Raw genomic sequence first — 12,575 nt, 5'->3', positions numbered from 1 at the left:
CTCCTGTAATACACTTAGTTTTACAAGTACTATACAATTATCTGACGTAGCTGTCAACAAATAGGCAGAAATAAATAAAATAGTGGAATTCAGGACAGATTTTGGTAAGATATTATTTAGTATAAGACTGATTGAGTTCAGCGCCCTATGGTTCATGCGTGCGTGAAAGTAAGGGAATTCTATTGTAATGAAGTGGCCAAGGCTTCCTTGGTCGCTTTTTTCTATAGCTCTTAATAAAGCGAGCCAGAATGGCGAAGCTGAATTTAGAGCTATTGATGCAGTTTGAGCAAGAGCGAGAACTAGGTTCCTTAATTTAAAAATCCCAGCTAGGCTGAGACTTACTCTTTTATGCAATTTTATAACCTAATATACTTGGTTGGTGCAAGGAAGAAATTAAGGAACTTGATTTTGTTGAATAGGTAGGCGATGAAGAGGCTAATCAGCCAGCCTGCTATAACTCCGATGAAAAGATGGAGCAACATAGCATGGATACCCAATTTCAAAAGGATAATCCGAATGGCGCTTAAGACCGGCGAGTGAAAGATATAAATAATCAGGCTAGATTTTCCCTTATCCGCAAAATAGTTGAAAAGGCCATTGTGGGGCAGACGGGGATAGACTAGAAAAGCCAAAAAGACACTGAGAACAAAGACAGGACCCTCAAGGCCTGGTGTCAGATAGCTCACGCCCTGCTTAAAATCAAACTGAGTCCACCAAAGCAGATAGAGTGCAATCAAGCCCAAGAGCAGAGAAATTTTCTTAGCAAAATTGGCCGATAACTTTTCCAGAGAGACTTGACTTAAGAAGGAACCCAAGCAATAGATACCAGACCAGAGCAGAGTCCCCTGCAAGAGGAAAATAGATGAATGCAAGGGATAACTGATGAGACTGGTCAGAGCTGTAACAGCCAAGAGCTTCTTCTGATCCTTGATGAAAACCGAAAGCAGACCAACATAGAGGCTGACACCCCAGAGCACATAAAGATACCAAGAAACGGCAATCGGCCGCCTATAGATGGCTAATAAATCCGCCAGCGAAGTTCCTTCCCTAACACTCCCGCCACCTAATTTCTGGAAAAAGAAGTAAGTTACACAAAAGAGGACATAGGGAATCAGGAGATTCAAGGATTTTTTGAGGACATACTTAGGGTAAGCCTGCAGATTCTTGACTGGCTTAAAGAGGTAGCCTGACAGAGCAAAGAAAACCGGTATATGGAAGATGTAAAAACATTGGATAATAAACTGGAAGCTGTTATGATAGACCTCAAAGGCTCCAGAGGTCTGCATGCCCTTAAAGACATGACCAACCAGCACCAAAAAGATAGTAAATCCCTTACCAAAATCCAGCCATTGAATACGTTTCATGTGAGTCTCCTTTTATCATTAATAACCACTTCCACCGCTGCTTGAGCGGCCTTAATGGTGTAATAGCCATTTCTCAGCTGTTTGCCTATAGCCTTACAATTAGCTTTCATCTGGTCATAATCATCTTGGCTCAGTTGAGTCAATTGGTCATCCAAGTCTGCAAGAGAATCTAGGGTTAAACCCAAACCATGCTTTTCGATAAAGGGGGCCAGAGCTGCCTCTTTCCAGATGATGACAGGAAGATTACTACTGAGATAAAGCGAAATCTTGTGAGGATTGTTGTAGCGCATATAGTCGCCAAAAGGCCCTTGGCAAGAATCTACCGCAGGACCGTCCCAAACGAGACCATAACCATATTGACTGACTGTTGATGGAATCTCCGTAGGTGTTTTTGACCCACAGTAAGTTAAATTTTCCGAATAAGATTGGTCATCACTTTTGAGACCATAAAGGTAAAAAGGTGTTTGCGTATGAAGTTCTCTCAAAAAGCCACTCTTATCCAGATTTCCTGCAAAGACTACTGTTTTCCAATTCTGAACAAGCACCTCTTGCAGATCGACAGGCTGGGCATAGTCAAAAATTTCTAAAGAAACCATAGAAACTTGGACACCATTTTGACTAAGCCAAGCCTTCATATTGTCATTATGGACAATCAGGCACTGAGCCTGATTTAAAACTGCCACTTCCTCAGCAATCTCACTAGCTCCCCTTTGCTCGCGCAGAGTTTCAATATCATGAATAAGAAGAATCTTGCGCCGGTTAAAAGCTAATTTCTTGAGGAGCTTCTTCAAAGAAGGACGCCCAAACATGGAATACTGCAGAAAGCAGATATCGTCAGCCTGAATCCCTTTGATTTTCTTGGCTAAGATATAGTTCTCACCTAAAATCTTAACAGCTCTGGGAAGGCTCATATCGTAATTAATACCTAAGAAGCCCATCGTTTTAAGAAAACTGCTGACATCACGCTCAGCCTTAGAGGCCGCCGTATTGCTATCATCTCTGATAAAATCTAATAAATATTTTTTTGTCATTTTTTATCCACTGTATTAGAAATCCAACCGCAATAGCAAGAAAGTCATTGATTATTCAGCCTAGCAACTGCCTCATCTACCGCCTGTTTGGTGTAATGCCCTGAGCGGAGTTCTTGGCTGAGGCGCAAACTGTTTTGGGCAAAGCTCTGGTAGCTGACTTGACTTAACTGAGCAAAATTCTGCAGAAGCTCATGCAAGTCACTAACAACCAGACCAATCCCCTGCTCCTGCACAAAGCCTGCCAAAGCCGCCTGACTCCATACGATTACTGGCAAACCAGAAGCAATATAAAGAGAAAGCTTATGGGGGTTATTGTAGCGCAGATAATTTCCAAAAGGACCGCTGCACTCCTCAAGGGAATCTCCATCCCAGACCAGACCAAAGCCTTGCTTGAGCTGAGTTGGCAGCTGATCGGGCGGAAAAGAACCATGGTAGTGCACTTGATTACCAGTTTTCTGCTGGATATAATTGGGGCCGTAGAGATCAAATCTCAGACCGTCAAGCTCCGCAATCTTGGAGATATAGGGACTCTTTCTGGAACTGAGATTTCCGGCGATGGCAACCGACTTAGAAAAGAGGGCTTCCTCAGGCTCAAGCTCGGTCAGGTAATCAAAAATCCCCAGTACCACAAGCCTGTCCTCTGCTACACCCTTGGTTAGGAAAAAGTCCTTCATAGCCTGATTGTGGACAATCAGCTGGTCAGCGATTTCAAGCATGAACTTAAATTCTCTTTTATGCAGGTCGTTATTGAGGTAGGAAACATTGCGTAACTCCTCGACATCATGAACCAGGCAGATAAAACGAACCTGCTTGTCCTGCTTTAAACGACGGAGAAACTTTTCCCGCCCCAACTGACGGTGATGAAAAGGATGCTGCAAAAGGACGATGCTCCCCTTTTCAATCTTTTGATAAGCTTTCTTCCAATCTTGATAAAAAGCGATTTGATTGGTCAGCTTGGTCAAAAAACTAGACTTTTGCGACTGTAATCGAATGTTAAAAGGCTCAAAACCTTGCAGTTCTACAATCTTGGCAACATCATTTGTTGCCTTACTACCAGCATGCTGCATATCAGCGCCACGCACTTCAACAATTTGATATTTTTTCATCATTTCTATTTCTCAAAAGAAGACTTGTCAGAAAATTTTTCTGCTAAGATTTTACTAATCCAAGCATTCTCTGCTTGAAAGTCAACAGAACTTTCATCATCATTGATGCAAACCATCTTATAGTTCGACTGACGGATTAATTTAGCAATCTGTTCCTTATCTGCAATCGGAATATACTTACCAATTTTTAGAGTTTGCGGATAAAAACGATTGGTCTCAATATTCCAATACCCAAAAGCCCAATGGTTTAAGTCCTGTATGCTACGAAAACGATTGTGACACATCTCATCTAAATAAGTCCCCTCCTTCTCCCAAACTTCCTTGTAGGTAGATTTGAGCGAAGGCATTCCGACATGGGCATCCTGATAACCCATAATTCCCGAATAAAAGAGACTGAGGAAATTATAGAGATTGAACTTACCATAGCGATAATTAAAATATTTGCCTAGATGTTTCTTCAAATTAGGTTTATGGTAAAAATACTTGTTGAGCAAGCGGCCATTATTAACCTCGATATGATTAAATTCACCCCGAGGAATAATGGGACGATAGATGGCCTGCAGCCTTGGAAAACCTTTGTGGAAGAAATCAGCCGGCTCAACGGGCCGATTGATAAAAATATCATCACCAAAAAGGACAAAATGCTCGCTCAAGTCAGGGATACGATGCAGGTTGAGTTCAATCACATTAGAATTAAAGGTTGGCAAATAATCCTTTGGAATATAATCCTCATGTCGGACCAAGCGCAACTTTGGGTGGCTGGTATCCAGCCAGTCAGGAACATGGCCGTAGGTAACAAAGAAGATTTTATTAACCCAAGGAGCATACGCTTCGACCGCCCGAAACCAGTAGTTAAAAGCAGACATTTCTCGATAGCGGTTAGGACTATCTGCCTGAGGAGCCTCCACACTTGGATCCGTCTCATACTTGGCCTTATCCCTGAGCCAGTCGGGGTCACTGCCATCTACCCAAGGAACTACAAAATCAATTTTGGGCATTATTATTTCCTTTCCCTCTCTGGTTAAGCATTCTCAACAGGTCGTTTTCTAATCCTTGAGCGGCATGGCGAATGTCATAACCAGAGTCTTGGAAGTGTCGGGCAATTTCTTGCTCGGACAGGCGGCTGTCCTGCTCAGACAGCTTTTCGATCAGCTTTGCCCAATCCTGAGACGATTTTGCTAAAGAAGCAAAATAAACATTAGGATTAATCTTAATCTCCTGTGGAACCCCTTCTTCCGACATTAAAACAGGCAGACCATTGGCCTGTGCTTCAAAAGGCGCTAAGGGCAGGCCTTCAAACTTGGATGGAAAGAAAAAGAGGTCAAAGGCACTAAGCCATTCGGATACATTATTCTGTACACCGGCAAAGATGACCTTATCAGCCACGCCTAACTCATCAGCCAAGGTTTTGAGCATAGCTTCATCATCTCCTTGACCAATCAAAACCAAACGAGCTTTAGGCTTGAGCTTGACCAGCTCAGCAAAAACACGAAGGATGAAATCTTGGTTCTTCTGAAAATGCAGGCGGCCGACATTGCCAATAACGTAGGCATCTTGGAGCTGATACTGCTGACGGATAGACTGACGGGCTGCTTCAGAAAAGCAACTGGCTTCAATATCAATGGCATTGGGAATAATTTTAGACTGCTTGAGAATCTCTCCCTCATAGAACCAAGCAGCAGCCTTGTCCGCACAGGCCCAAAAGTCGGTTGCCCAGTTGGCTATCCGCTTTTTATTGTGATTATGGAGCTTACCCCGTAAGCGGCTGTCCATGTTTTGACTATTATGGCTGTGAACAATACGCACGGGAATCCCATACTTCTTGGCTAGTTTGAGATAGTCAATATTAGCCAGACTATTGATATTGACCCAGAGGGCATCATAGTCCTTGGCATGCTCCTTAAAGAAATGATGGATCTCACCATAATATTTGAAGGGATTTTGACTGCGAGCCGTAATATGAAAAATACTTGCTCCCCTTTGAACAAGCTCTTCTTCATAGGCAATAGGATTCATGGAATTGCATAAAAAATCGACATGCAGTTTGGTTTGATCAAATCGCCTAACATAATTCATCAAGAAAGATTCGACTCCGCCAGGGTTCTCATTCATACCAAAAATTAGAACTTTTTTCACAGGTTCACCTTTCCTTATGGGCATTCTGTCTGACCCTAACCAGATAGACTAGCGAGGCCAAACGATAAGCATGATACTTGATTAACCAGAGGGGGATATCACCCAAACTCTTGACCTGTTTCAGACTCATCCCAGCAAAAGCGGAGGCAAAGAGTTCTGAACGACTGAGCTCCTTCATCCTAGCAATTTTTGCCTTGTAAGACTGCGGATTGCTTTGGTGAAAGACCTCCCGCACCATTCCTATATTGAACTGAGCCAGACTATAGGCGGCAAAGGCCTCTTGCAAAGCTGTTGATTGACCTTCTATAATGGTTTGAGCCGAAGTCAGGGCTGCCAAATACCCATCTAATTTAGATTGATCAAAGGTTCGCATGGTCGATGAGCCATCAATAGAATAGTGGTAAAGCAGATCAGGTGAGGTTGAAATAGCCTGAGCTCGCAAGAGCGCCTGCAGGAAAAAATTACTATCCTCAGATACTCGCAAATTAGGATCAAATCGCAAGCTTTTAACTAAACGTGCTCGAAAAGCCTTGCTCCAGACTGTCATGTACTGGGTCGGCCGATGAAGACAGCGACTGATAAAAGCTTCTCTTTCCTCTGGCCGACGGAAATCCTCAACCACCTCAAAAAGCTCAACGAGATGACCGCCCTTGTGGAAATTATAGGCAACAATATCGCTCTGACTAGAGCTGAGTTTATCGGCAATTCCTGTCAAATTTTCCTTGAAAAAGAAATCATCCGCATCCAGGAAGAAAATCCATTCACCATTGGCCTGATCCAACCCCTTATTGCGGGCATTGGAAACTCCCGGAGCTGACTGAAAGACCTTGAAACGATTATTCTCCTTGGCATAATCACAAGCCAGCTGGTAGGAATTGTCGGTTGAGCTATTCTCAACCAAAATGATTTCACAGTCGGGAAAAGCCAAACTGTCCAGAGCACGCAAAAGCGTTGTCTCGGCATTATGAACGGGAATAATCACGCTGATAAATGGTTTGCTGCTGGTTAACATCTGCTTCTCCTTTCCCTATTTTAAAACTGAACATCAAAGATGTAAGTCCTTGATTTAGAAATTCTTCGAACTGCTAGCAGGAGCATCCCCCAGCCTGATTGGCTCAACTCCTTCATCCCTAGACCTTAGACGGTAATGCTCAATATAAAGCATACCTAGTAGAATCGGAAAAATACTATAGTGCAAATTTGAAATCAAATCATCAATCAGACCATGGAAGGCTAAGCTGATGAAAATGATATAGAGATACATGGCTTTCTGACGATAGAGCTTATACATAACCACTGTCATCCCTACCACAAAAGCTAGAGTAACAATCAGGCCAAAACTCTGCAGAAACTGCATATAGAGGTTATCCACATAAAGATAGGAGGAATGGGTCACTCTCCCCAAATTATTAAGTCCATTACCGACCCAAGAAATTTTCTGACCTGTCAGCTTAAAACCGTAAAGCCCCATGGATTTGTGCATGAGATAGAGCCGTCCTCCCATAACATTATTAAGGTAAAGCTGGAAGGAAGAAACTTGCGAATAGTTGAAGCTAAACCAGAGGCTGGTTAAAAAGGTGAAGGGATAGGATAAGATGAAGATGGACAAAATTGACCGAAACTTGGCCATGAGTTGTGGATAATATTTAAGGACTCCCCAGATTAAGAGGAGCAAAATAGCGGTAAAGAAGGTCAGACGTGAGTCAGTCTGCCTAAAAATCCAATAGTTAGCCAGCAGCAAAACAGCTAGCTCGTAGAGTTTAACCCTATTTCTCTTAAGAAAGAAGCGAATCGAGCTGATGTTGAACATGACTGTTGACGGAAAAAGGGAATAACGAAAACCGATATAATGACGAATCCGACCTTCATTCGCTTCTAAGTAGTTTGGAATAAAACCAATATGACTGCTAAAAATGACTAAAAACAAGGCCAAGATACTGCTGACACAAGCCACTTTAGCAACTGTTTCTAACGGCTGCCGCCGATAAAAATAGCTAAAGAGGATAATAACCGAAACATTAGAAAAGATGCCAGCAACTTTATAAGAAATAGCGAAGAGTACCAATAGAACAGGAACAGCAAAGATGGTTCGGCGCGTATAATTCAAATGCAGCACTTCAACAACTACCATGGCAGCTAAGGCCATGTAATTGACAAGTTTAAACAAAGCCCCCGGAATATGTTGGACAAAAAAGCTGGCATTGAGAATGGCAAAAAAGATATAGACTGCCAGAACAGCATAAAGAATAAAATCTGAAATTGATTCCTTGTCAATTCTAATTTTCATGGGCTTCCTTCTTGTGGTAAAAATAAGGTCATTTAGCAAATACTAAAAGGGACTTGTTTTAGTCCTCCTCAGCTAAACGAACAATGAGCTTTTGTGAATGAGCGATATCAAACTTGCGGCCAAAGAAATCTCCGCTAGCCTTGATAGCCTCAAAATCCCCCTCATCTAAGATGGCTGGATAAGAGTTGTGTTGCTCCTCCCACTTGATATAGCGATGATAGTCAGCTACTATCCGTTCAGAAAACTGAGGTGCATTGTAAATAATTGTTGGCAGCCAAAACTCATCAGAGCAAAAGCTTGTCTGCAACATCTTGATATAGTTGGGGTGCTGCTTCATGTAATCTAGGCAGTATTGGGCCACATCACGAGGTAGGTCACACCACTGAGGTCCTGAATAAATTTCTAGGTCTATGCCTAGCTTTTTCAATTTATTGACGTGCAAGAGTCTTTGGAGACTAAGGGAAACTCGGTGGTAGAGCTTACCAAGGGTCGACCGACGATTGATTTTATCGTAATTGAAATAAAATTGTTGCCACCAAATCAAGCGCTCACCAGACTTGGTTTCTTCTTTAGCTGGCTTTGCCATCAAGTAAATTTTGTCATTGTTTTCATAAAATTCCTTAATCCTACTAGGATTTTTTAGGGGCCAATCTTGTCCGGAAATAAAGTGGATATAGTCAATTTTAGGATTTTTCAGAGCTTCTTCCATAAGACGATAGCTGGCTTTTGCTACACTCCATGCCCCCCAACAAACATCTATTTCTGAAATATAGTGAATGCCCACCTCTTCTAATTGCTTCTTTTGAGACTGATTTAAAGGCATCTTGACATCAAAATGAATATAGATCTCAAAATCAGAATTTAAATACTGAGCCAGCTGATACACTTGGTCAAAGTTCCTATGAGCTAAAATCAAAATCGCTTGCAAAGACTTATTCTCCTACTTCACTTCTCACACATTGCAGGGCAGCAGCAATGACTTGGTGCATGTCGTAGTAACGGTAGTGACCCAGACGGCCGCCGAAGATAACCTGACCTTCTTGGTCAGCTAATTTCTTGTATTCCTTGTAGAGATGGTTGTTGCGGTCATTATTGACTGGGTAGTATGGTTCATCCCCGCGGCTCCATGTCTTAGAGTATTCCTTGGTAATGATGGTCTTAGGCTGAGTACCAAATTCAAAGTGCTTGTGCTCAATGATCCGTGTATACGGCGTTTCGCTGTCAGTATAGTTGACCACAGCATTGCCTTGGTAATTTTCCATATCAAGCGTCTCTGTTTCAAAGCGCAGGCTGCGGTACTCCAGCTCACCCAATTGATAATCAAAGAATTGGTCAATCATACCGGTAAAGACAATCTTAGGGAAGTCCGCTAGGTATTGGTCCTTCTTAGCGAAGAAATCAACACCAGTTTCCACATCAATATTAGCATGATCCAGCATCTTCTCAACGATTTGCGTGTAACCACCGATTGGGATACCCTGGTAGGTATCGTTGAAATAGTTGTTATCATAGGTCAGACGAACTGGCAGACGGCGGATAATGAAGGCTGGCAACTCAGTCGTCGGCTTGCCCCATTGTTTTTCTGTATAGTCCTTAATCAGCTTTTCATAGATGTCAGTTCCAACCAGCGAAATAGCCTGTTCTTCGAGATTCTCAGGCTTCTTGCCACCTAAGACAGCGCGCTGCTCCTCAATCTTGGCCTGTGCTTGGGCCGGTGTCACCACGCCCCAGAGCTTGTTGAATGTATTCATGTTGAAGGGCAGATTGTAAATCTCTCCCTTGTAGTTGGCAATGGGACTGTTGGTATAGCGGTTAAATTCCGCAAACTGGTTGACATAGTCCCAGATTTCCTTATCAGATGTGTGGAAGATATGAGCTCCGTATTCGTGGACTTGGATTCCTTCCACTTCCTTGGTGTAGATATTTCCAGCGATATGGTCACGCTTTTCAATAACCTTGACCTTCTTACCCTTGAGGGCTGCTTCGTGAGCAAAAACCGCCCCAAACAAACCCGAACCAACAACTAAATAATCGTATTGTGACATTGTATTCTCTCTCTAAATGAAATTTTTATAGGATACAATCTTTTAATGCTTTTTACCGTTCAAGACTTAGCACTGATTGCTTATTCCTCATATCTTTCCAAAAGGCATCGTTCTATAGCTAATGATGAAAAGGAAGTGTGATACTTTCGTCGAAGTGGTATTATTAGCAACAAGATACTTGTTGCTAATAACGGAAATTTTGAGACCGAGGCTCAAAATTTAGCAATGAAACTCCGTCAGGAGGTTGCTTGCGTCCGCACTTTTTAAGAAAGTATCAGAATTACAGTTTTTAACTTCCAAAGACTATCAGAAGCTAGAACCGTATTTTTTGCCAAAAAATTTAGCCTGCAGGAAAGACAGGCCTTTCCTGAACAGATTGACTTTTTCCATATAGATAAAAGGTACCTCTTTGATCGTGAGGTCCTGCTTCTCCAACCAGACATTGAAGAGAATTTCACTGACCCGGCCAAAAAGGCGGGCTTCAAAGGCACTCAAAGTCTTGGTATCAATCTTTTGATAGAGCCCTTGCAAGATTGGGAAAAGCCAAGCACAGTAAGCATCCGAATTTTCCTTAGACATGAGATACATATTAAACATATATCCTGAGCGCTGCTGCATAACACGGTCAAAGGCCGCCAGATAGTCCGGCTGAATGTGCTCAATGACAGCTCTGGCTTCGTCCAGATGGCCCCCATCAAAGGTGTGATCATAGTGGGAATAAAGTGTCTCGATATAATACTTGCGCCGCTTTGGCACGATGATGTCAGCCTGATCCAGCAAACTTTCACAGTCAGCCTGACTGAGAATGGCCTGATTGATATCCAGACCTTTCCGGTAACGCACGCCCTGCTTGGCAAAATACCGCCGATAGTGAACCAGACCCAGATAATCACAGTCCAAATTCTTCCAAGCCCAGTAGAGTCCTGTCAATTCACAGAAATAAGGATTGAGCTCGGAAATATTATCGCCGGTATTATCCGGCCTGTAACCAATACTGTCCTTTCCCTGAGCACCCACATGAATTGGCAGATAGAGATTGCTATCGTCAGGCATGACGAAGGACTTGTGAGTAGCTACGATAAGTTTGATAGTCTTCACCCTGATCTCCTTGTTTTTTATTTTTTATAATAGCTGACCAAATACAGCAAGAAGGCATCCTTGAACAGAAAACTCAGCAACAGATAGACTAGACCAAAGACCGCTGCTGTTGCCGCCAGAACCAAAAAACTGGACAGACCAGTCAGAAAACTGACATAAACCGCAAAAGCAGCCAAGCTCGCTAAAACTGTAGCTAGGACATTTTTGTCCATTCTAATCTGAGCCATAATGTCTTTCAAAAAATCCCTCAGGACAAAAATCTGATAGGCAACGACAAATAATTCAGCCACCAAAGTTCCAAAGGCAGCCCCAGCCGCTCCAAAGGCCGGAATCGTCATAGCATTGATCATCAAGTCAACAATAGCTCCGAGAACAACTGATTTGAGCACTTGATTCTCCCGTTCCATAGGCACTAAAATTTGAATACCCAGAAGATTGGAAAGACCGATGAAAAAGAGGGTAGGCATAATAATCTGCATGGGTAAAATCGAACCAGCATAATCAGGCCCCGATAAAAAATCAATCCCCTGCTTGGCAAAGAGGGTAAAGTAGGCCCAGAGCGGGATAGAAATAAAACCGATAAACTGCAGGGAACGCACGGTCAAAACTCTGAATTCGTCCTTTTTGTCATGTTTGACATAGTAAGACAGCCGGGGAAGGAGGACACTTCCCATGGAAGTGACCAGACTGACCAAAATCCCCTTGATTTTAACCGAAGCATTGTAATAACCGACCGCAGCATCATCCTTCATAAAGCCCAGCATTACAGCGTCCAGATTGGTATAGATGGTCGTTGCTACTGTCATCATAAAGAAGCTGAAAATCGGCTGAATATGCTGCTTGAGATCCATACCGCTGTACCACTTGAGATTGAGGTATCTGCGCAGATTGATAAAGTTAAATAAATTAGAGCCGACACTAGCTAGAATGGTAATAGCACCATAGAGGACATAGTCGCCCTTTTGATGGACCAGCAGAAACATAAGCACTAGGGAGACAAACTTCAGGGCCACCGAACGAACGGTAATGTAGGTATATTGTTCCAAGGCCTTATAGAGCCATTCGCAACCAATCAGATTAAAGACCAGAGTGGCAATATTAATCATAAAGAGTGTGCGATCCTGAGCCATTCGAGGCACCAGCATAATCGCCAATAGATAGGTGACCAGGGACAGGGTCATGGCTATGGTATTAATGACCATGATTTCCTGAACTGTTTTAGAGAGCTTATCCTTGTCATCACGAACCTTGGCACAGGCCCGAATCCCGTAAGTCGGAATGCCCAGCATCCCCACCATGGCAAAATAGGACACGATGGAGGTCGCGAAAGCAACCTTACCCGTCCCGACTGGCATGAGGACCCGAGAGACATAGGGAAAGGTGATGAGAGGGAAAATAATATTGGAAATGGTCAGGATGAAATTCATGATGATATTCATCTGAACCGAAACTTTTTTCTGAGCCATCAGGCTATCACCACTCCCCTCTCAAGAAAAAAAGATTGAACA

Annotated in this window: 11 protein-coding genes; all 11 read right to left on the bottom strand. The window is 42.9% G+C overall.

All coding sequences use genetic code 11. From position 1 onward, the window contains the following. Nucleotides 1–356: 356 nt before the first annotated feature. Nucleotides 357–1,364, bottom strand: a complete 1,008-nt coding sequence (locus DYE66_RS06745; RefSeq protein ID WP_002998098.1) for an acyltransferase family protein — start codon at nucleotides 1,362–1,364, stop codon at nucleotides 357–359. Next, the gene (locus tag DYE66_RS06740) at nucleotides 1,361–2,395 is read right to left on the bottom strand and encodes a glycosyltransferase (protein WP_002998266.1); all 1,035 of its coding nucleotides are present in this window, start codon (nucleotides 2,393–2,395) and stop codon (nucleotides 1,361–1,363) included. The genes DYE66_RS06745 and DYE66_RS06740 overlap by 4 nt, the downstream gene beginning before the upstream one ends. Nucleotides 2,396–2,439: 44 nt before the next feature. Next, nucleotides 2,440–3,501 carry a glycosyltransferase gene (locus DYE66_RS06735; protein ID WP_044123788.1) on the bottom strand — a complete coding sequence of 354 codons (1,062 nt, stop codon included), beginning with the start codon at nucleotides 3,499–3,501 and terminating at the stop codon, nucleotides 2,440–2,442. A 5-nt stretch (nucleotides 3,502–3,506) separates the two neighbouring features. Next, entirely contained in the window at nucleotides 3,507–4,499 is a 993-nt protein-coding gene (locus DYE66_RS06730) for a stealth family protein (RefSeq protein WP_002998524.1), read from the bottom strand. Continuing rightward, nucleotides 4,486–5,637, bottom strand: a complete 1,152-nt coding sequence (locus DYE66_RS06725; protein ID WP_002998375.1) for a glycosyltransferase family 1 protein — start codon at nucleotides 5,635–5,637, stop codon at nucleotides 4,486–4,488. The genes DYE66_RS06730 and DYE66_RS06725 overlap by 14 nt, the downstream gene beginning before the upstream one ends. Before the next feature lie 4 nt (nucleotides 5,638–5,641). Beyond that, nucleotides 5,642–6,649 carry a glycosyltransferase family 2 protein gene (locus DYE66_RS06720; protein WP_002997749.1) on the bottom strand — a complete coding sequence of 336 codons (1,008 nt, stop codon included), beginning with the start codon at nucleotides 6,647–6,649 and terminating at the stop codon, nucleotides 5,642–5,644. A 54-nt stretch (nucleotides 6,650–6,703) separates the two neighbouring features. Further along, entirely contained in the window at nucleotides 6,704–7,924 is a 1,221-nt protein-coding gene (locus DYE66_RS06715; RefSeq protein ID WP_002998013.1) for a hypothetical protein, read from the bottom strand. A 58-nt stretch (nucleotides 7,925–7,982) separates the two neighbouring features. Beyond that, on the bottom strand, nucleotides 7,983–8,852 hold the full coding sequence (locus DYE66_RS06710; protein ID WP_002998314.1) for a beta-1,6-N-acetylglucosaminyltransferase: 870 nt from the start codon (nucleotides 8,850–8,852) through the stop codon (nucleotides 7,983–7,985). Nucleotides 8,853–8,856: 4 nt separating this feature from the next. Then, the gene (gene glf / locus DYE66_RS06705) at nucleotides 8,857–9,969 is read right to left on the bottom strand and encodes a UDP-galactopyranose mutase (protein ID WP_115325048.1); all 1,113 of its coding nucleotides are present in this window, start codon (nucleotides 9,967–9,969) and stop codon (nucleotides 8,857–8,859) included. Between the two features lie 306 nt (nucleotides 9,970–10,275). Next, the gene (locus tag DYE66_RS06700; protein WP_044123764.1) at nucleotides 10,276–11,067 is read right to left on the bottom strand and encodes a DUF4422 domain-containing protein; all 792 of its coding nucleotides are present in this window, start codon (nucleotides 11,065–11,067) and stop codon (nucleotides 10,276–10,278) included. A gap of 17 nt (nucleotides 11,068–11,084) precedes the next feature. After that, entirely contained in the window at nucleotides 11,085–12,533 is a 1,449-nt protein-coding gene (locus DYE66_RS06695; protein ID WP_115325047.1) for a flippase, read from the bottom strand. Nucleotides 12,534–12,575: the final 42 nt, after the last annotated feature.

Source organism: Streptococcus downei MFe28 (genome assembly GCF_900459175.1).
Lineage (GTDB): Bacteria > Bacillota > Bacilli > Lactobacillales > Streptococcaceae > Streptococcus > Streptococcus downei.
This window is presented reverse-complemented; position numbering and strand designations above follow the sequence as displayed.